General features: G+C 71.3%; 17 protein-coding genes. 12 read left to right on the top strand and 5 right to left on the bottom strand.

All coding sequences use genetic code 11. From position 1 onward, the window contains the following. Positions 1-75: 75 nt before the first annotated feature. Together D3P35_RS17085 and D3P35_RS17090 are read right to left on the bottom strand one after the other, a co-directional pair. Positions 76-1,065, bottom strand: coding sequence for a PstS family phosphate ABC transporter substrate-binding protein (locus tag D3P35_RS17085; protein ID WP_118135984.1), 990 nt, complete (start codon positions 1,063-1,065; stop codon positions 76-78). Positions 1,066-1,201: 136 nt separating this feature from the next. Then, positions 1,202-2,503 carry a cell wall metabolism sensor histidine kinase WalK gene (locus tag D3P35_RS17090; protein WP_118135986.1) on the bottom strand — a complete coding sequence of 434 codons (1,302 nt, stop codon included), beginning with the start codon at positions 2,501-2,503 and terminating at the stop codon, positions 1,202-1,204. 131 nt (positions 2,504-2,634) lie between these two features. Here D3P35_RS17090 and D3P35_RS17095 point away from each other — a divergent pair, with 131 nt between their 5' ends. The 3 genes from D3P35_RS17095 (at position 2,635) to ptsP (ending at position 6,690) form a co-directional block, all read left to right on the top strand. Next, positions 2,635-3,066 carry a DUF1178 family protein gene (locus D3P35_RS17095; RefSeq protein WP_118135988.1) on the top strand — a complete coding sequence of 144 codons (432 nt, stop codon included), beginning with the start codon at positions 2,635-2,637 and terminating at the stop codon, positions 3,064-3,066. Positions 3,067-3,133: 67 nt separating this feature from the next. Further along, positions 3,134-4,360, top strand: a complete 1,227-nt coding sequence (locus D3P35_RS17100; RefSeq protein WP_118135990.1) for an aspartate kinase — start codon at positions 3,134-3,136, stop codon at positions 4,358-4,360. Positions 4,361-4,401: 41 nt separating this feature from the next. Next, positions 4,402-6,690, top strand: a complete 2,289-nt coding sequence (ptsP, locus tag D3P35_RS17105) for a phosphoenolpyruvate--protein phosphotransferase (protein ID WP_118136089.1) — start codon at positions 4,402-4,404, stop codon at positions 6,688-6,690. A gap of 776 nt (positions 6,691-7,466) precedes the next feature. Here ptsP and D3P35_RS17115 read toward each other — a convergent pair. After that, positions 7,467-7,967: a GNAT family N-acetyltransferase gene (locus D3P35_RS17115; RefSeq protein ID WP_118135994.1), complete on the bottom strand. Its 501-nt coding sequence runs from the start codon at positions 7,965-7,967 to the stop codon at positions 7,467-7,469. A gap of 160 nt (positions 7,968-8,127) precedes the next feature. Here D3P35_RS17115 and D3P35_RS17120 point away from each other — a divergent pair, with 160 nt between their 5' ends. The 3 genes from D3P35_RS17120 to D3P35_RS17130 all read left to right on the top strand — a co-directional run bounded on the left by D3P35_RS17120 (position 8,128) and on the right by D3P35_RS17130 (position 10,679). Then, positions 8,128-8,733, top strand: coding sequence for a flavin reductase family protein (locus D3P35_RS17120; RefSeq protein ID WP_118135996.1), 606 nt, complete (start codon positions 8,128-8,130; stop codon positions 8,731-8,733). A gap of 463 nt (positions 8,734-9,196) precedes the next feature. Beyond that, positions 9,197-10,069, top strand: a complete 873-nt coding sequence (locus D3P35_RS17125; RefSeq protein WP_118135998.1) for an S-methyl-5'-thioadenosine phosphorylase — start codon at positions 9,197-9,199, stop codon at positions 10,067-10,069. A 70-nt stretch (positions 10,070-10,139) separates the two neighbouring features. Beyond that, positions 10,140-10,679 carry an adenine phosphoribosyltransferase gene (locus D3P35_RS17130; RefSeq protein WP_118136000.1) on the top strand — a complete coding sequence of 180 codons (540 nt, stop codon included), beginning with the start codon at positions 10,140-10,142 and terminating at the stop codon, positions 10,677-10,679. Between the two features lie 354 nt (positions 10,680-11,033). On the opposite strand, the gene D3P35_RS17135 is transcribed toward D3P35_RS17130, so the two are convergent. Further along, positions 11,034-12,464: an FAD-binding oxidoreductase gene (locus D3P35_RS17135; protein WP_118136002.1), complete on the bottom strand. Its 1,431-nt coding sequence runs from the start codon at positions 12,462-12,464 to the stop codon at positions 11,034-11,036. 73 nt (positions 12,465-12,537) lie between these two features. Further along, a complete protein-coding gene (locus D3P35_RS17140; protein ID WP_118136004.1) occupies positions 12,538-13,566 on the bottom strand; it encodes an L-threonylcarbamoyladenylate synthase in 1,029 nt (342 codons plus the stop codon). A 152-nt stretch (positions 13,567-13,718) separates the two neighbouring features. On the opposite strand from D3P35_RS17140, the gene D3P35_RS17145 reads away from it, so the two are divergent. From D3P35_RS17145 to D3P35_RS17170, 6 genes are all read left to right on the top strand, one after another. Continuing rightward, complete coding sequence (locus tag D3P35_RS17145) at positions 13,719-15,434, top strand: acyl-CoA dehydrogenase (RefSeq protein ID WP_118136007.1); 1,716 nt, start codon at positions 13,719-13,721, stop codon at positions 15,432-15,434. After that, positions 15,431-16,495: an MBL fold metallo-hydrolase gene (locus D3P35_RS17150; protein ID WP_370031681.1), complete on the top strand. Its 1,065-nt coding sequence runs from the start codon at positions 15,431-15,433 to the stop codon at positions 16,493-16,495. Before D3P35_RS17145 ends, D3P35_RS17150 begins: the two co-directional genes overlap by 4 nt. A gap of 240 nt (positions 16,496-16,735) precedes the next feature. Then, positions 16,736-16,882, top strand: a complete 147-nt coding sequence (locus tag D3P35_RS17155) for an aa3-type cytochrome c oxidase subunit IV (RefSeq protein WP_118136009.1) — start codon at positions 16,736-16,738, stop codon at positions 16,880-16,882. A gap of 40 nt (positions 16,883-16,922) precedes the next feature. Beyond that, positions 16,923-18,062, top strand: a complete 1,140-nt coding sequence (locus D3P35_RS17160; protein WP_118136011.1) for a Re/Si-specific NAD(P)(+) transhydrogenase subunit alpha — start codon at positions 16,923-16,925, stop codon at positions 18,060-18,062. Beyond that, positions 18,062-18,487: a proton-translocating transhydrogenase family protein gene (locus D3P35_RS17165; protein WP_118136013.1), complete on the top strand. Its 426-nt coding sequence runs from the start codon at positions 18,062-18,064 to the stop codon at positions 18,485-18,487. Before D3P35_RS17160 ends, D3P35_RS17165 begins: the two co-directional genes overlap by 1 nt. 13 nt (positions 18,488-18,500) lie before the next feature. Next, the gene (locus D3P35_RS17170) at positions 18,501-19,904 is read left to right on the top strand and encodes an NAD(P)(+) transhydrogenase (Re/Si-specific) subunit beta (RefSeq protein ID WP_118136015.1); all 1,404 of its coding nucleotides are present in this window, start codon (positions 18,501-18,503) and stop codon (positions 19,902-19,904) included. The last annotated feature ends 13 nt before the right edge of the window (positions 19,905-19,917 follow it).

Consider the following 19,917-nt stretch of genomic DNA (forward strand, 5'->3'; position numbering starts at 1 on the left):
CCGGGGCGTGCCGCCCGGCCGGTCGGGGGCCGGGGAGCGCGGATCGCTCCCCGGCGGGTCTCATCTGAGCCGGGCTCAGTTCAGGACGGAAGCGTCGATGGTGGTGAGCGCGGTCACCGCCTCGGCCTGGGTCTCGTGCGCCTCGGCCGGCAGCGGGATCAGGCCCTTGTCGACCAGGTAGCCGTCTTCGCCGGAAGCCTGCTCGGACACGTACTCGGACAGGAACTCCTCCATGCCCGGGATCACGCCGACATGGGCCTTCTTCACGTAGACGTAGAGCGAGCGGGAGATCTCGTACTCACCCTCGGCGATGGTGTCGAAGGTCGGCTCGATGCCGTCGATCGACGAGCCCTTCAGGCGGTCGGCGTTCTGGTCGAGGTAGGAGAAGCCGAAGATGCCGAGGGCGTTCGGGTTGGCCTCGAGCTTGGAGACGATCAGGTTGTCGTTCTCGCCGGACTCGACGTAGACGCCGTCCTGGCGGATCTCCATGCCGGTCTTGCCGCAGTCGTCGCCGCCGGCCATCTCGCAGCCGTGCTCCATGGCCAGCTCCTCGAAGCTGTCACGGGTGCCGGAGGACGGCGGGGGGCCGAGAACCTCGATCTTGGTGGCGGGCAGGGCCGGGTCGACCTCGTTCCAGGTGGCCGGCTTCGGGCCGTTGGCGGCGAGCGCGGTCCAGATCTGGCCGAGGGTGAGCGAGAAGGTCGGGCCTTCCATCGCGTTGGCCACCACGATGCCGTCGAAGCCGACCTTCATCTCGACCACGTCGGTGACGCCGTTCTCCTGGCACATCTCGAACTCGGAGGGCTTCATGCGGCGCGAGGCGTTGGTGAAGTCCGGGAACTCGGCGCCGACGCCGGCGCAGAACAGCTTCATGCCGCCACCGGTGCCGGTGGACTCGACGACCGGAACCGGGTTGCCGGTGGCCTGGCCGAACTGCTCGGCCACGGCGGTGGTGAAGGGGAAGACGGTCGAGGAACCGACGATGCGGATCTGGTCCCGGGCGGAGGCAACGCCGGCGGCGAGCGTGGCCGCGGCAGCGATCGCGAGGATACGGGTGGTGTTCACTGAGCTTCTCCGTGGTCGGAATGCGTTTCAGGCCGTACGCTCTCGGGCGCTGGACCGTGGCCGCACCCTAGTGATGCGTTGCCGCGGTTTTATTGCACTTGGTTTTCAGAATTGTGACAGTGCAAGTGCCTGAAATTCAACTAGGAATATTCTGCTGCGCCTCGGGCGTCACCGTTTGTGACACCGACTCGGGCCCCTTCGGAACCCGCACGGTGAATCGGCTGCCCGCCCCGGGTGCGCTCTCGATCTGCAGCTCGCCCCGGTGCCGGTTGAGCACGTGCTTGACGATGGCGAGGCCCAGACCGGTGCCACCCTTGTCGCGGCTGGCCTTGGCCGAGACGCGGTAGAAGCGCTCGGTCAGCCGCGGCACGTGCTCACGCGCGATGCCGGGGCCGTCGTCGATCACGCTCACGCCCCACATGCCGGGAAAGCGGGGGTCGTCATCGGCGGAGGCGAGCACCACCCGGCCCTCCGGCCTGCCGTATTTCAGCGCGTTTTCCAGCAGGTTGACGAACACCTGGATGAGCTGGTCGCGGTCGCCGCGCACCGGGTGCGGGGCGGCGGGCAGGGCGGTCTCCAGCGTGACCCCCTGCTTCTTCATCAGCGGCGAGACGGCGGCGGCCGCCTCGCGCGCGGCGTCGACGAGGTCGCATTCCGTGCGCGGCGCGAGATGCTCGCCGAGCTCGATCTGGCTCAGCGACAGCAGGTCCTCCACCAGCCGCTTCATGCGCTCGGCCTGCCGGGCCATCAGCGCGAGGAAGCGCGCCTGGCCGGCCGGGTCGTCGCGCGCCGGGCCCTGCAGGGTCTCGATCGAGCCGAGGATGGAGGCGAGCGGCGTCTTCAGCTCATGGCTCGCGTTGGCGATGAAATCCGAGCGCAGCGCCTCGATCTTGCGGTCATGCGTGCGGTCCTCCACCAGTACCAGCACCGGGGCGCCGGCATCGGCCAGCTCGCCCCGGGTGGGGCAGACATGGGCGCGCAGGTGCAGCTCGCCCCCCTGGTAGAGCACGAATTCCGCCTCCTGCACCTCGTCGGCCTCGAAGGCGGCGTTCACCGCCTCCACGAAGGCCGGCGCGCGCAGCAGGTTGGCGAAGTGCCGCGCCTGGGAGAGGCGGGGAAACATGTCGCGCGCCGCGAGGTTGGCATAGCCGATGCGCCCGCCCTGCTCGATGAGGAACAGCGGCTGGGGCAGCAGCTCCATCAGCTCGCGCCCCATGCCCGCGCGCAGGAACTGCGTGCTGTCGGCTCCGGGCGGGGGGGCCGCATCGGGCTCGTGCTGGTGGCCGGCCACCGCGAGGGTGAGCAGCGCCAGCACCACGCCCAGCACCAGCAGCAGCGCCCCCGTGAGCAGCGGCGGCGTGCCCTGCCAGGCCAGCAGGGCGGCACAGGCCGCCAGCGGCAGGATCATCACGGCGAAGGGCCACAGGCGCAGGGGCATGTCTCTCCTCTCGGTTGCAGGAAATGCGCAATCCTCCCTCAATAGCAGAGGCTTTCGCGCCGCCAAAGCAGGATTGCATTCATCTTCCCGTCACATATTTATTGGAGGTCAAGGAGTTGAGAGTCGCCGCCATGATCCGTTACGCCCTTCGCTGTTCCGACGGCCATGTGTTCGACAGCTGGTTCCAGTCGAGCGAGGCCTACGAGACCCTGCGTGCCGCGGGCCACCTGAGCTGTGCCGTCTGCGGCTCCTCGAAGGTCGAGAAGTCGATCATGGCGCCGCGTGTCTCCACCGAGCCCGCGCCGGAGCCGAAGGCGCCCGAGCGCCCGCTGAGCGCGCCCGCCTCGCCCGCCGAGCAGATGATCGCCGAGCTGCGCCGCCGGGTGGAGCGCGATGCCGACAACGTGGGCCGCGACTTTGCCCGCGAGGCCCGCCGCATCCATGAGGGCGAGGCCCCGCGCCGCGCCATCTACGGCGAGGCGAGCGGCGAGGAGGCCCGCGCCCTCATCGAGGACGAAATCCCCATCACCCCGCTGCCGTGGAACACGCGGAAGACGAGCTGAGCTTGCAGCCTTCCTCCGGTGCCTGTATGACGGCCCGGATTTTCAGGTGGATGAGGACCCCCCTGCCATGCCAAGGCTCGTGATGAAATTCGGCGGCACGTCTGTCGCCGACCTGTCCCGCATTCGCAATGCCGCCGAGAAGGTGAAACGCGAGGTCGAGCGCGGCTACGACGTCGCGGTCGTCGTCTCGGCCATGTCGGGCAAGACCAACGAGCTGGTGGGCTGGGTGCGCGAGGTCTCGCCCTTCTACGACGCGCGCGAGTATGATGCCGTCGTCTCCTCCGGCGAGAACGTGACCGCCGGGCTGATGGCGCTGACGCTGCAGGAGATCGGCGTGCCCGCCCGCTCCTGGCAGGGCTGGCAGGTGCCGCTGCGCACCACCTCCGCCCACGGTGCCGCGCGCATCGAGGAGATCGACACCACGGCGCTGGCGCAGAAGTTCGACGAGGGCCTGCACGCGGTGATCGCCGGCTTCCAGGGCATCAGCCCGGAGGGGCGCATCACCACGCTGGGCCGCGGCGGCTCCGACACCTCGGCCGTGGCCTTCGCCGCGGCGCTGGGCGCCGAGCGCTGCGACATCTATACCGACGTGGACGGGGTCTACACCACCGACCCGCGCATCACCCAGAAGGCCCGCAAGCTGCAGCGCATCGCCTACGAGGAGATGCTCGAGCTCGCCAGCCTCGGTGCCAAGGTGCTCCAGACCCGGTCTGTCGAGCTCGCGATGCGCTACAACGTGCGCCTGCAGGTGCTGTCGAGCTTTTCGGACGAGCCGGGAACGCTCGTCTGTGCAGAGGAGGAGATCATGGAAAGCAATGTGGTCAGCGGCGTCGCCTACAGCCGCGACGAGGCCAAGGTGACGTTGATCGGCGTGGCCGACCGCCCGGGCGTGGCCGCAGGCATCTTCGGCCCGCTCGCCGAGGCCGGCATCAATGTCGACATGATCGTGCAGAACATCTCCGAGGACGGTCTCACCGACATGACCTTCTCCTGCCCGGTCGACGAGGTGGCCCGCGCCCGCAAGGCGCTCGACGCCGCGCTGGCCGATGGCAAGCTCGCCTTCCGCGAGGTGGTGACCGACACCGAGACCGCCAAGGTCTCGATCGTGGGCATCGGCATGCGCTCGCATTCCGGCGTGGCGCAGAAGATGTTCGCCACGCTCGCCGCCGAGGGTGTCAACATCAAGGTGATCACCACCTCCGAGATCAAGGTCTCGGTGCTGATCGACCGGAAATACATGGAACTGGCCGTTCAGGCCTTGCATGATGCCTTCGGGCTGGAAAAGGCTGCCTGAGGGAAGCGCGATGCGCCGGGGGACGAGCCATGCCGGACGACATGCCGGAAGAGAGCGGGCCCGGGCCGGAAGGCCCGGGTGAGAACGGGGGCGTAGAGTCGCGCATCCTGCTCAAGCGCCTGTCCCAGGTCATGGCCGAGCCGGGCGAGGGACAGGAGCGGCTTGACCGCATCACCTCGATGATCGCCCGGTCGCTCGCGACCGAGGTCTGCTCGGTTTACCTCAAGCGCGACGAGAAGACCCTCGAGCTCTGCTCCACCGAAGGCCTGCGCAAGGAATCCGTGCATGTCTCCACACTGCGCGTGGGCCAGGGCCTCGTGGGGCGCATCGCCGAGCAGGCCGAGCCTGTCAACACCGCCGATGCACCCAACGAGAAGGGCTTCCGCTACCTCAAGGAAACCGGCGAGGAACTCTACTCCTCCTTCCTCGGCGTGCCGATCCAGCGCGTGGGCGAGGTGCTCGGCGTGCTCGTGGTCCAGACCCGCGAGCCGCGCCGCTTCACCGAAGACGAGATCCACGGGCTGGAGATCGTCGCCATGGTCATCGCCGAGATGACCGAGCTCGGCGCCTTCCTCGGCCCCGGCGCGATGGAGATGGCCGCCACCCACCGCCGGCCGTTCTTCGCCAAGGGCCTCTCCGCGCAGGAGGGCGTGTGCGAGGGCACGGTGGTGCTGCACGAGCCCAACATCGTCGCCTCGGTGCCGGTGGCCGAAGACCCCGAGGTGGAGCGCGCCCGGCTGCATGCCGCGGTGCGCGAACTGCGCCTCGAGGTGGACCGCATGCTGGAGAGCGACATGCTCTCCCCCGCGGGCGAGCACCGCGAGGTGCTGGAGGCCTACCGGCTCTTCGCCCATGACAAGGGCTGGCTGCGCCGGATGGAGGAGAGCATCGACCGCGGCCTCTCCGCCATCCTTGCGGTGGAGAAGGAGCAGTCCGCCACCCGCAGCCGCATGGAGCGCATCACCGACCCCTACCTGCGCGAGCGCCTGCACGACCTCGACGACATCGCCAACCGCCTGCTGCGCCACGTGGCCGGCCAGCAGAACGGCGGCGCCGGCCTGCCCGACGACGCGGTTCTGGTGGCGCGCAACATCGGCCCGGCCGACCTGCTGGACTACGGCCGCTCCCTGCGCGGTGTCGTGCTGGAGGAGGGCTCCGTCGGCAGCCATGCCGCCGTGGTGGCCCGCGCCCTCGCCATCCCGCTGGTCATCCAGGCCGCGCGCATCACCCGCGAGGCGCAGAACGGCGACCGGATCCTCGTGGACGGCGACGAGGGTGTGGCGCATCTGCGTCCCGAGGAGACCGTGTACAAGGCGTTCCACGAGAAGGTGGCGATGCGCGCCCAGGCCAAGGAGGTCTATGCCGCGCTGCGCGACCTGCCGGCCGAGACGATCGACGGCACCCGCATCAACCTGATGATGAATGCCGGCCTGATGGCCGACCTTCCCAGCCTTGGCACCTGCGGTGCCGAGGGTGTCGGCCTCTACCGCACCGAGCTGCAGTTCCTCATCCGCTCCTCCGTGCCGCGGCGCTCGGACCAGGCGAGCTTCTACTCCCGCGTACTGGATGCGGCGAAGGGCAAGCGGGTGATCTTCCGCACCCTCGACATCGGCTCGGACAAGGTGCTGCCCTACATGAAGCGCCAGGAGGAGCCGAATCCGGCGCTCGGCTGGCGCGCGATCCGTGTCGGTCTCGACCGGCGCGGGGTGATGCGCATGCAGATCCAGGCGCTGCTGCGCGGGGCGAAGGGCCGGCCGCTGAGCGTGATGTTCCCCTTCGTCGCCCAGCTCGACGAGTTCGAGACCGCGCGCGAGCTGCTGCTGCGCGAGGTGGAGAGCGAGCGCGCCCATGGCCGGCAGGTGCCCGAGAGCCTCGAGATCGGCGCCATGCTGGAGACCCCCAGCCTCGCCTTCGCGCCGGACCAGTTCTTCCGCCTCACCGATTTCATCTCCATCGGCGGCAACGACCTCAAGCAGTTCTTCTTCGCCGCCGACCGCGAGAACGAGCGGGTGCGCCGGCGCTACGACACGCTGAACGTGAGCTTCCTGACCTTCATCGAGATGATCGTGCAGCGCTGCGAGGCCTTCGACGTGCCGGTGTCCTTCTGCGGCGAGGATGCGGGCCGGCCGATCGAGGCGCTGGCCTTCGCGGCCATGGGCCTGCGCAGCCTCTCCATGCGCCCGGCCTCCATCGGCCCGGTGAAGCGCCTGCTGCGCTCGGTCGACCTCTCGGCCGCGCGCGAGGTGATCGACGGCGCCCGCCGCTCCGGCGCCCAGTCGGTCCGCCCGGCGCTCTTCGCCTGGCTGATGGCCCAGAACGCACCGGTCTGAGGCCCGGATCCGCCGGCGGCGCCCCTGGCGAAGCACGGTCCGGGACCGGGTCCCGCAAGGGGACCGCGGAGCCCGGCCCGGGCCGGCCGTGTCCGGCCGGCCGCCGCGGGATGTCGGCCGGGCGGCCCCGGCCCCACCCTTCCGCCCGGGCGACCAGCCCGGGCCGCGCCCGACCCTCCCCCCGGGAGGGCGCGATGGCGATGTCGGTCGGCGTTCAGCTGTCTTCCGGGGCTTCTCGATAAAACGCCGGCCACATGCGGTATTGCGCCCACCCAGGGTCGGGCGCGGCCCTCATCGCCTGGCGGAAATCGGGTTTCCTGAGGGGACGGGGTACGGCAAGTCCGCTCACCGCTCACCGCTCACCGCTCACCGCTCACCGCTCACCGCTCACCGCTCACCGCTCACCGCTCACCGCTCACCGGTGCGGCCATGGCGGCGTCAGTCGGATGAAACCGTCATGACACCAGGCGCAACGAGGTCGGCGCGTAACGGGCAGGACGGTTACCATCGCCCTTGCCTCGCCTCCGCCCCGCCGGGCCGCACGGGGGTGACGGCCATGCCGCGCCTCCTCCCGGCCATGTAACGGCCGCACCGCACGCGGAGCCCACCCGGGCAGACCTCCGCGATGCCCGCTCATCTCCCGGCAACCAACCGTCGGGCCCCGCGCACCGCGGCCCCGCGGCCCGGGCACCGCAGGCTCCCCGCCCGGGGGCGGGCCGTCGACGGCCCGAGGGGGCTCGATGCCCCCGACGGGACGTGCCCGGCCGGGTGCGCGCTCAGTCCTCCCAGCGCCGCACGAGGCCGCCGACGCCGTCCATCGCGCCGGGCACCAGCTCGCGCGCGAGGATGCGGGCCGGGTTGGTGGGGGGCGGGAACTCCACCGCCTCGGCGATGTCGTGCTCGAAGCCGAAACGGTTGTAATAGGGCGCGTCGCCCACCAGCAGGATGCGCTCCCAGCCGAGCTCGCGCGCCCGCTCCACGCCCTCGGTGATCAGCAGCGCGCCCAGCCCCTCGCCCTGGTGGGTGGGGTGCACCGCGACCGGGCCGAGCAGCAGCGCCCGGTGCCCCGCCGCGCCCACGCGGATCGGCCAGAAGCGGATGGCGCCGGCCAGCACGTCGTACTCGTCGCGCGCGATGCGGCACAGCGGGCCCACGGGGTCCACCCCGTCGCGCAGCCGGTAGGAGCTCAGCGCCGTGCGGCCCGGGGCGAAGCACAGGTCGTAGAGGTACTCGACCTCGTGGGTGTCCGAGGGGGTTTCGGTGAGGATGCGGAACATGGGGCAGGGTCCGTGGAGCGGGCGGGACGGGCGGCAGGCGGCAGAACGCGTCAGCCTCGTCGCATGGCAACCCTTGTCATCTGGCGGCGAGCCTCCTTTACTCCACCCGACCCCGGTAGCACGCACCCGGGAGACACGCAATCATCCGAGGACCTCGCCCATGTTCTACCGCCCCGGCATCGACGACCACGGCCTGCCGCACAACCCGCTCAAGGCGATGATCGTTCCGCGACCGATCGGCTGGATCTCCACCGTGGATGCCGAGGGCCGGGCCAATCTCGCCCCCTACAGCTTCTTCAACGGCCTGTCCGACGCGCCGCCCATGGTGATGTTCTCCACCACCGGGCCGAAGCCGGGCGGCGCGGGCAAGGACTCGGTGGCCAACGTCCGCGCCACGGGGGAGTTCTGCGCCAATCTCGTGGGCTGGGAGCTGAAGGACGCGATGAACGTCTCGGCCGCGCATCTCGAGGCGGGAGAGGACGAGTTCGAGGCCGCGGGCCTCGAGAAGGCCCCCTGCGAGCTCATCTCGGTCCCGCGGGTGAAGGCCGCCGCCGGGGCGCTGGAATGCAGGCTGTGGCAGGTGATCGACCTGCCGGGCGACAATTACCTCACCATCGGCGAGGTGGTGGGCATCCATATCGACGAGGCGATGCTCAACGAAGGCATCTTCGACGCCACGCGCTGGCAGCCGGTCTCGCGGCTGGGCTACCGCGACTACGCGGTGGTGCGCGAGCTGTTCTCGATGAACCGGCCCGGCCAGCGCTGAGCCCACCCGGGCCTGCGGGGCCCACGCAGGAAGGCGCGCGCCGGTGTGCCGGGCGCGCGCCGCACCGGAGGCCGACCGCGCGTCCCGCCGGAGCTTGTGTGGCGCGCGCCCTGCGAGGGCTTCTGCACCGCGCATCCCGGACGGGCCTTCGGAACCACGCGAGCGTTTGCGCCGCGCGTCCCGCGCAGGCCCCATGCCGCGCGGAACGCGCGAGCTCTCGTGCCGCGCGTCCCGCGCGGGCTTTCATGCCGCGCGTTCCGCGCGAGGTTGCGGCCTCGCCGCCCGAACGGGCCTTTGCACCGGGCGCCCTGCGTGATCGAGGACCGCGCCTCCCGCCGGGGATTTCCGGCCGGGCGGTCGGCATCGGCCCGAGGGGCCGGGCGCACCGCGTGAGGGCCCTCTCTTGACGGGACCGCCCGGGCGCTTCAGGAAAGGGGCGCAACGGCAGGAAAGGAACCCCCGGATGGGCGAGACCATGATCGGCATCATCGGCGGCAGCGGCGTCTACGACATCGACGGGCTGGAGGGCGCGGAATGGCGCCGGGTCGAGACCCCCTGGGGCGAGGCCTCCGACGAGATCCTGACCGGCTCCCTCGGCGGGGTGAAGATGGCCTTCCTGCCCCGGCACGGCCGCGGCCACGTGCAGTCGCCCTCCTCGATCAACTACCGCGCCAATATCGACGCGCTGAAGCGCGCGGGCGTGACCGACGTGATCTCCGTCTCCGCCTGCGGCTCGTTCCGCGAGGAGATGGCGCCGGGGGATTTCGTGGTCGTCGACCAGTTCATCGACCGCACCTTCGCGCGTGAGAAGAGCTTCTTCGGCCCGGGCTGCGTGGCGCATGTCTCCGTCGCCCACCCCACCTGCCCGCGGCTGGGCGCCGCGGTGACCGAGGCGGCGAAGGCCGAGGGCATCCGCGTGCACCGCGGCGGCACCTACCTGTGCATGGAGGGCCCGCAGTTCTCCACCCAGGCCGAGAGCGTGCTCTACCGCGAGGTGTGGAAATGCGACGTGGTGGGCATGACCAACATGCCCGAGGCCAAGCTCGCCCGCGAGGCCGAGCTCTGCTACGCCTCCGTGGCGATGATCACCGATTACGACAGCTGGCACCCCGGCCATGACGCGGTGGACGTGGCCGCCGTCGTCGCCGTGCTCTCGGGCAATGCCGAGAAGGCCCGCGGCCTCGTGCGCCGGCTGCCCGGCCTGCTCGGCCCGGAGCGCGCGCCCTGTCCGCACGGCTGCGACCGCGCGCTCGAGCACGCGCTCATCACCGCCCCGGCGAAGCGCGACCCCGACCTGCTCGCCCGGCTCGACGCCGTGGCCGGCCGGGTGCTCTGAGACCATCCCCCCGGGCCCGGTGGCGGCCCGCACCCCCGCTGCCCGAACCCAGCCCAGGAGGCCCGAGCCGATGAAGAACCGCCTGAACGTCGAGGATTACATCCGCACCATCCCCGACTTCCCCCACGAGGGGATCATGTTCCGCGACGTGACCACCCTGTTCAACGACCCGCGCGGCTTCCGCATGGCCATCGACCTGCTGCTGCACCCCTACGCCGGCCTGCAGATCGACCGGGTGGTGGGGCTGGAGGCGCGCGGCTTCATCCTCGGCGGCGCCATCGCGCACCAGCTCTCCACCGGCTTCGTGCCGATCCGCAAGAAGGGCAAGCTGCCCTGGCGCACCATCGCGCAGGACTACGTGCTGGAATACGGCGAGGCGATCGTGGAGATCCACGAGGACGCCATCCAGCCGGGAGAGCAGGTGCTGATCGTCGACGACCTGCTCGCCACCGGCGGCACGGCGGAGGCCGGCATCAAGCTGGTCGAGCGGCTGGGCGGCAACATCCTCGGCTGCGCCTTCGTGGTCGACCTGCCCGATCTCGGCGGCCGCCGCCGGCTGGAGGGGCTGGGGGTGGACGTGCACGCGCTCTGCAGCTTCGAGGGGGAGTGAACCCTGCGCCATGCGCGCCGGCCGCCCCGGCCGGTAACGAATTGGAAAGAATTGCCGGTTAGCTCTGGAGGGGCCCAAGGAATTCGCGGGCTGCTGCTTGCTCTCCGGCCTGCCGGTCTCCCCTCCGGGGCGGCTGTCAGCCACCGGATCCGCGCCCTCCGGGAAATTTCTCCCGGAGGGCGCAAACCTTTTCGGGGGGTGCGCTTCCGAGGCCCGCGTTTCAGCCGCTCGAGCCAGGCGCCGTGCCCGGCTTCCGGGCTGTCCGGCATCCGCGGGCGGGAGGGCGATATCAACCGGGCCGGGCTCTGCCCCCCCCGTCGGCCCCGGGCCGGGGTTCACGCCGATCGCGCGCGCTCAGGCGAGCAGGGCGCCGGGGTTCATGATGCCCAGCGGGTCGAGCGCCTGCTTGATGGCGCGCATGGCGGCGAGCTTCGCCGGGTCGCCGTAGCGCACCAGGTCGCCGGTCTTGAGTCGGCCGATGCCATGCTCCGCACTCACCGAGCCGTCCCGCGCATGCACGAGGTCGTGCACCATTTCGGTCACCTTCGCGCGCAGGTCGTCGTAGTCGGCGCGGTCGCGGCCGGCGGCGGGGAAGACGTTGTAATGCAGGTTGCCGTCGCCCAGATGGCCGAAGCAGTTCACCCGCATCGAGGGCTCCAGCGCCTTCAGCCGGGCCAGCCCCTCGTCGATGAAATCCGGGATGGCCGAGAGCGGCAGCGAGATGTCGTGCGAGGCGATGGCGCCCACGGCGCGGTTCGCCTCCGGGATGCTCTCGCGGATCTGCCACATCGCCTGGCGCTGCGACAGCGAGGCGGCGAGCACGGCATCGGTGGCGTCGCCCTCCTCCAGCGCCGCGGCGAGGGCGGCCTCCAGCCCGTCCTGCACATGCGCGCCGGTGCCGCCCGAGGCCTCGACGAGCGCGAACCATTCGCCCTCGGCCAGCGGCGGGCGCAGCTCGGGCATGTGCTCGGCGAGGAAGTCGAGCCCGGTGCGGTGGATGAGCTCGAAGCCGCTCACCGCCTCGCCGAGGGCGTCGAGCGCGCGGTCGAGGATGCGGGCGGCGGCGGAGGGCGTGGGCGTCGCCACCCAGGCGGTGGCGGTCTCGGCCGGGCGCGGGAACAGCCGCAGGCTGGCGGCGGTGATGATGCCCAGCGAGCCCTCGGAGCCGATCAGCAGGTGGCGCAGGTCGTAGCCGGTGTTGTCCTTGCGCAGGCGGCGCAGCCCGTGCAGCACCGAGCCGTTCGGCAGCACGGCCTCCAGCCCCAGGCAGAGATCGCGCGCGTTGCCGTAGCGCAGCACCTGCACGCCGCCGGCATTGGTGGCGAGGTTGCCGCCGATGCGGCAGCTCCCCTCCGAGCCGAGCGAGAGCGGGAACAGCCGGTTCACCGCCTCGGCCGCGTCCTGCACCCCGGCGAGGGTGACCCCGGCCTCGACCGTCAGCGCGTTGTCGGCGGCGGAGGCATCGCGGATGGCGGTAAGGCGCTCGACCGAGAGCAGCAGGGGCAGGGGGCCCTCGGGCATCACCTGCCCGGCGACGAGCCCGGTGCCGCCGGCGCGCGGCACGATGCCCACCAGCTCCTCCGCGCAGGCGCGCACGATGGCGGCCACGCCCTCGGTGTCGCGCGGCAGGGCCACGGCGCCGGCGCGGCCATGGTAGCGGCCGCGGGGCTCCTCGAGGTCGCGCGCCTCGGCCGGGCGCAGCACGCCGGGGCCGACGCGCGCCTCGAGCCGTTCGAGAAAGGCGGGACTGGCGTCGTTCAGGGGCGCGGGCGCGGACTGGGGCATCGGGGCATCTCCTCTCAAGCTGCCGCGATCATGGCGATCGGCGGCGCGGATGCAAGGGAGGCTGATGTGCGGCTCAGCCCTGGCCGGGGGTGTCGCGCGGGGCGGCGGCGCGGCGCAGCCGGTCGTTGATGGCGCGGCCGAGGCCGGTTTCGGGCACCGGGGCGGCAGCGATGCGCCCGCCGGGGCCGGCGGCGGCATCGAGCCTGCGCATGTAGGAGAAGAGGTTGGCGGCGGCTTCGGTGAGATCGCCCGAGGGGGAGAGGTTGAGCGCCGGGCCGGTGAGGGGCGCGGGATCGGGGCCGAAGCCGAGCCAGGCCTCGCCGGCCGCGGGGGCCTCCGCGTTCAGCCGCAGGGCGGCGGCGGGGGCGTAATGGCTGGCGAGCTGCCCGGGGGCGACGGGCGCCCCGGCGCTCTCCCGCCCGCCCACCCCGAGCGCCGGGGCGCCCGCCGCGGCGAGGGCGGAGGCGATCTCCTCGCGCGAGAGGCCGCCCTCGCGCAGGATCACCGGGGGCAGGGCGGGGTCGGACACGTCGACGATGGTCGATTCGACCCCCACCGGGCAGGCGCCGCCGTCGAGCACCGCGGCGATGCGGCCCGCGAGCCCGTCGAGCACATGAACGGCGGTGGTGGGGCTGATGCGGCCCGAGGGGTTGGCCGAGGGCGCGGCGATGCCGCGGCCGGCGGCGGCGAGCACGCGTGCCGCCAGCGGGTGGGCCGGCACGCGCACCGCGACGCTGGGCAGGCCCGCGGTCACCAGCTCGGAGAGCGGCGCGCCGGGGCGCTTCGGCAGCACGAGGGTGAGGGGGCCGGGCCAGAAGCGTTCGGCCAGCAGGCGGGCCACCGGGGGCAGCTCGGCAATGCTTTCCGCCGCCGCGGCACTGTCGAAATGCACGATGAGCGGGTTGAAGCGCGGCCGGCCCTTGGCGGCGTAGATCGCGGCCACCGCGCGGTCGGAGCCTGCGTCGGCGGCGAGGCCGTAGACCGTCTCGGTGGGGAGCGAGACCAGTGCGCCGGCGCGCAGCAGCGCCGCCGCCCGGGCGATGCCGGCGGCGTCGGGCGCGAGGCGCTCGGTGCGGTGCGGGCTGTCCGGCGCGGTGGTCATGGCGGGGCTCACTCCTGTCCGGGCGGCGGCGCGCAGCCGCGCCGGCTTGTGGTGCGCCGGCGGGGGGCCTAGAGTTCAGCGCAATGGCCGGCCCGGGTTTCTAGCGCGTCCCGCCGCCGGTTGAAAGCGGATCACACGCAGGAGGAGACGCCATGACCTATCGCCCGCCCGTGGAGGAGATCCTCGCGAGCCTGCGCATCGTGGGCGCGGAACGGCTGGCAGAGACCGAGCTCTTCGCCGAGGCCACGCAGGACACGGTGGCGGCGATTCTCGGCGAGGCGGCGAAGCTCTCGGCCGATGTGCTGGCCCCGCTGCAGCGCGCGGGCGACCTGCAGGGCGCGCGGCTGGAGAACGGCGTGGTGCGCTCCTCCCCCGGCTACGTGGAGGGCTACGGCGCCATCCGCGACGGCGGCTGGGTGGGGATCACGGCCGACCCCGAGCATGGCGGCATGGGCCTGCCGCTGGTGCTGGCCACCGCGGTGGGGGAGATGATGTCGGGGGCCTGCGTGTCGCTGGCGCTGAACCCGCTGCTCACCCAGGGCCAGATCGAGGCGCTGGCGCACCATGCCTCGGAGGAGCTGCGCGCCACCTATTTGCCGAAGCTCGTCTCCGGCGAGTGGACCGGCACGATGAACCTCACCGAGGCGCAGGCCGGCTCCGACGTGGGCGCGCTGCGCGCCAGCGCCGTGCCCAATGGCGACGGCACCTATGCCGTGAGCGGTCAGAAGATCTTCATCACCTGGGGCGATCATGACCTCACCCCCAACATCGTGCACCTGGTGCTGGCGCGGCTGCCGGACGGGGGCAAGGGCACCAAGGGGATCTCGCTGTTCCTGGTGCCGAAGTACATTCCCGACGAGGCGGGCAACCCCGGCCGGGCCAACGCGGTGCGGGCGCTGAGCCTCGAGCACAAGCTCGGCATGCACGGCTCGGCCACGGCGGTGATGGAGTTCGACGGCGCCACCGGCTGGCTGGTGGGGGCCGAGCATGACGGCATGGCGGCGATGTTCACCATGATGAACGCGGCGCGCATCGGCGTGGGCGTGCAGGGGCTGGGCGTGGCCGAGGCCGCGATGCAGCAGGCGCTGGCCTATGCCCGCGAGCGCCGCCAGGGCCGCAGCCTGATCGAGGGCGGCGAGGGCACGATCATCGACCATGCCGACGTGCGGCGCATGGCGATGACCATGCGCGCCCTCACCGCCACCGCGCGGGCGCTCTGCCTCGACACCTCGCTGAGCCACGACATGGCCCGCGCCGGCGAGGACCGCGCCGCCTGGGAGGCGCGCTGCGCCTTCCTCACCCCGATCTGCAAGGCCTTCGGCACCGACATCGGCCGCGAGGTCGCTGACCTCGGCATCCAGGTGCACGGCGGCATGGGCTTCATCGAGGAGACCGGCGCGGCGCAATACTGGCGCGACGTGCGGGTGACGGCGATCTACGAGGGCACCAACGGCATCCAGGCCATGGACCTCGTGGCCCGCAAGCTCGCCGACGGCGGCGCCGCCGCGCGGGCCCTGATGGCCGGGATCGCCGCCACGGTGGCCGAGGCGGAGGCGGCCGAGCCCTCGCTCTCCGAAGCGCTGGAGGGTGCCCGCGCCGAGCTCGCCCGCGCCACCGACTGGCTGCTGGAGGCGCCGCTCAACGACCGTTTCGCCGGGGCGAGCCCCTACCTGCGCGCCTTCGCGCTGGTGCTGGGCGGGCATTACCTGCTGCGCGGCGCGCTGCTGATGCCCGATGACGCGCGGCAGATCGCGCTCGCCCGCTTCCACATCCGCCAGCTCATGGCGCAGGTGCCGGCGCTCTGCGCCACGGTCTGCGAGGGCGCCGCCCCGCTCTATGCGCTCGACGCGGAGGCGCTTGCCTCGTGAACGTCCAGTGCCAGGAGGGGCAGGCGCCCCGCATCGTGCCCTTCACCGATACCCCGCCCGCCGAGGGCGAGGTGACCGAGATCGCCGAAGGGGTGCTCTGGGCGCGGCTGCCGCTGCCCATGGCGCTCGACCACGTGAACGTCTACGCGCTGGATGACGGCGACGGCTGGACGGTGGTGGACACCGGCTTCGACACGAAGCGCTCCCGCGCGGTGTGGGAGCGGCTGCTGGCCGGCCCGCTGGGCGGGCGGCCGGTGCGCCGCCTGCTCGTCACCCATCACCACCCCGACCACGTGGGCCTCGCCGGCTGGTTCCAGGCACGGGGGGCGGAGCTGCTCACCACCCGCACCGCCTGGCTCACCGCGCGGATGCTCACGCTCGACGAGCAGCCGGTGTCGAGCGCCGAGAGCCTCGCCTTCTACCGCGCCGCCGGCATGGACGCGCGGCGGCTGGAAGCCCGGGCCACCACCCGGCCGTTCAACTTCGCCGACATGGTCACCGCCATGCCCGCCGGCTACACCCGCATCGGCGAGGGCGACCGGCTGCGCCTCGGCGGGCGGGAGTGGACCGTGCGCACCGGCGACGGCCACGCCCCCGAGCATGCCACCCTCTGGGAGGAGACGGCGAGCGCGCCGCTGCTGCTCTCGGGCGACCAGGTGCTGCCCGGCATCTCGCCCAATCTCGGCGTGCACGTGACCGAACCGGGGGCGAACCCGGTGGAGGAATGGATCGCCTCCTGCCACCGGCTGGCCGGCTTCGCGCAGCCCGACCACCTGGTGCTGCCCGGCCACCGGCTGCCCTTCACCGGGCTGGAGCTGCGGCTGCGCCAGCTCATCGACAACCACGAGGGCGCGCTCGCCCGGCTGGCCGAGCACATCCGCACGCCGCGCATCGCGCCCGAGTGCTTCCCGGTGCTGTTCCGCCGCGAGATCGACGATGGCATCTACGGGCTGGCACTGGCCGAGGCGCTGGGGCACCTCAACGCCCTCGCGGCCCGTGGCCTCGCCCGGCGCGAGACCGGGGCCGACGGTGTCTGGACCTGGCAGGCCACCGCGGGATGAGGCGCGCCGCTCCGGCGGGGCACGGGCAGGCCAGGGCGCGGCGCGGGTGAATAGCGCTTGCATGAGGTGTTGCGAACGGTTTATGACCGCGGGCTCGCGGCCGCCGCAACAAAATTGCGTAAAATGCCGGCGCGACATAGCGCCCATGGGACCAAAATCCACAGGCGTTCATTCGCGTTGCAGGCTATACACGAGCGTGAAATTGGAATTTCCTGCCCTGCGACCAGAACGGAGGACAAGATGGCGGAACACGAGAACGGCCACACCACGGGTCAGATGGACATTGCTGAACAGCAGCGAACTTATGCTGCCTTCGTGAAGGGGATCACCTGGCTCGTCGGCGTATCGGCCGCGATCCTGGTGTTTCTGGCGCTGTTCAACTCCTGATCCCGCGCGCCCCGCGCGGACATCTAGGCGAGGGTAAACTATGAAAATCGCGATTCCGAAGGAAACGCGCGATCACGAGACGCGCGTTGCCGCTGTCCCCGAGACAGTGAAGAAATTCATCAAGCTGGGCGCCGAGGTGGTGGTCCAGTCCGGTGCCGGGCTCACCGCGAGCGTTCCGGACGCCGAATACGAGGCCGCGGGGGCGACCATCGCGAAAACCTATGCGCAGACCCTCAAGGGCGCCGACGTGATCCTCAAGATCCTGGCGCCCACCGAGGCCGAGCTGAAGTCGCTCGCCAAGGGGCAGAAGCTGTTCTGCTCCATGCAGCCCTACAACCAGCCCGAGATCATGGAAGGCTGCGCCGAGCGCGGCGTCGATGCCTTCGCCATGGAATTCATGCCGCGCATCACCCGCGCGCAGTCCATGGACGTGCTCTCCTCGCAGTCCAACCTCGCCGGCTACCGCGCGGTGATCGAGGCGGCGGCGGCCTACGGGCGCGCCATGCCGCAGATGATGACCGCGGCCGGCACCGTGGCCCCCGCCAAGGCGTTCATCATGGGCGTGGGCGTGGCCGGCCTGCAGGCCATCGCCACCGCCCGCCGCCTCGGCGCCATCGTGACGGCGACGGACGTGCGCCCGGCCACCGAGGAGCAGGTGCAGTCGCTCGGCGCCAAGTTCATCGCGGTGAAGAACGAGGAGTTCGAGCAGGCCCAGACCTCCGGCGGCTACGCCAAGGAAATGTCGGACGACTACAAGAAGCAGCAGGCGGAGCTGGTGGCCGGCCATATCGCCAAGCAGGACATCGTGGTCACCACCGCGCTGATCCCCGGCCGCAAGGCGCCGATCCTGGTGACCAAGGCCATGGTGGCCTCCATGCGCCCCGGCTCGATCATCGTCGACCTGGCGGTGGAGCAGGGCGGCAACGTGGAGGGCGTGGTGCTCGGCGAGAACGTGGTCACCGAGAACGGTGTCACCATCCTCGGCCTGCCGAACATCCCCGGCCGCATGGCCGCGGACAGCTCGGCCCTCTACTCCCGCAACCACTACAACTTCCTGTCGCCCTTCTTCGGCGAGGAGGGCTTCGCCCTCGACCCGGAGGACGAGCTGGTGAAGGGCATCCAGCTCACGAAGGACGGTGAGATCATCCATCCGAACTTCGCCAAGAAGGAGACCGCGTGATGGCCGAGACCCTCAACGACATCGCCACCCAGCTGGCCGAGCTCTCCGCCCGCGTGGCCGAGCTCTCCGCGCAGGTCGCCACCCAGGCGCCCGACATGGCCCACGAGGCCGCCGACGCGGCGCTGCACGGCGGCGCCTCGCCGTTCATCTACCTGTTCTCGGCCTTCATCCTGGCCTGTTTCGTGGGCTACTACGTGGTCTGGTCGGTGACGCCGGCCCTGCACACGCCCCTCATGTCGGTGACCAACGCGGTTTCCTCGGTGATCGTGGTCGGCGCGCTGATCGCGGTCGGGGTCGACCTCGACATCGCCTCGGGCTGGACCCGGGTCTTCGGCTTCATCGCGACGGTGCTCGCGGCGGTGAACATCTTCGGCGGCTTCCTCGTCACCGAACGCATGCTCGCCATGTACAAGAAGAAAGGCTGAGGGGGCTTCCGACATGGCAAACTTCGCAGCATTCGCATACCTCGTCGCGGGGGTGCTCTTCATCCTCGCGCTCCGCGGTCTCTCCCATCCCACCACCTCGCGCCAGGGCAACCGCTACGGCATGATCGGCATGGCGATCGCCATCCTGACCACGCTGATCGTCTACCCGCCCCAGGGCGGCGGCGCCTGGGCGCTGGTGATCCTCGCCCTCGCCATCGGCGGCGGCGCGGGCTCCTATCTCGCCCGCAAGATCGAGATGACGAAGATGCCCCAGCTGGTGGCGTTCTTCCATTCGCTCGTCGGCCTCGCGGCGGTGTTCGTGGCCGCCGGCGCGCTCTACTCGCCCGAGGCCTACGGCATCGGCGTGCCGGGCGCGATCCACACCCAGTCGATCATCGAGATGTCGCTCGGTGTCGCCATCGGCGCCATCACCTTCACCGGCTCGGTCATCGCCTTCGCCAAGCTCGACGGCCGCATGTCCGGCGCGCCGATCATGATCGGCGGGCGCCACCTCATCAACATCGCCCTCGCCGTGGCGCTGCTGGTGCTGGTGATCCTGCTCATCACCACCCAGCTCACCTTCTGGTTCTGGGCGATCATCGTGCTCGCGATGGTGCTGGGCGTGCTGCTCATCATCCCGATCGGCGGGGCAGACATGCCCGTCGTCGTGTCGATGCTGAACTCCTACTCCGGCTGGGCCGCGGCGGGCATCGGCTTCACGCTGGGCAACACCGCGCTCATCATCACCGGCGCGCTGGTGGGTGCCTCGGGCGCCATCCTCTCGTACATCATGTGCAAGGGCATGAACCGCTCCTTCATCTCGGTGATCCTCGGCGGCTTCGGTGCCGAGGCGGATGCCGGTGCCGCCGGCGGGGCTGCCGCCGAGCAGCGCCCGGTGAAGCGCGGCTCCGCCGACGACGCGGCCTTCATCATGCAGAACGCCGGTTCCGTCATCATCGTGCCGGGCTACGGCATGGCGGTGGCCCAGGCCCAGCACGCCCTGCGCGAGATGGCCGACAAGCTCAAGGAGCACGGGGTCGAGGTGAAATACGCCATCCACCCCGTGGCGGGCCGCATGCCGGGCCACATGAACGTGCTCCTCGCCGAGGCCAACGTGCCCTATGACGAGGTGTTCGAGCTCGAGGACATCAACTCCGAGTTCGCGCGCACCGACGTGGCCTTCGTGATCGGCGCCAACGACGTGACCAACCCCTCGGCCAAGACCGACAAGAGCTCGCCGATATACGGCATGCCGGTTCTGGACGTGGAGAAGGCCAAGACGGTGCTCTTCGTGAAGCGCTCGCTCGGCTCGGGCTATGCCGGCGTCGACAACCCGCTGTTCTTCCAGGACAACACGATGATGCTGCTCGCCGACGCGAAGAAGATCTGCGAGGACATCGTGAAGGCGATGGACTGATCCGCGCCGCGAT

The sequence above is a fragment of the Oceanicella sp. SM1341 genome (genome assembly GCF_003448965.1).
Lineage (GTDB): Bacteria > Pseudomonadota > Alphaproteobacteria > Rhodobacterales > Rhodobacteraceae > Paroceanicella.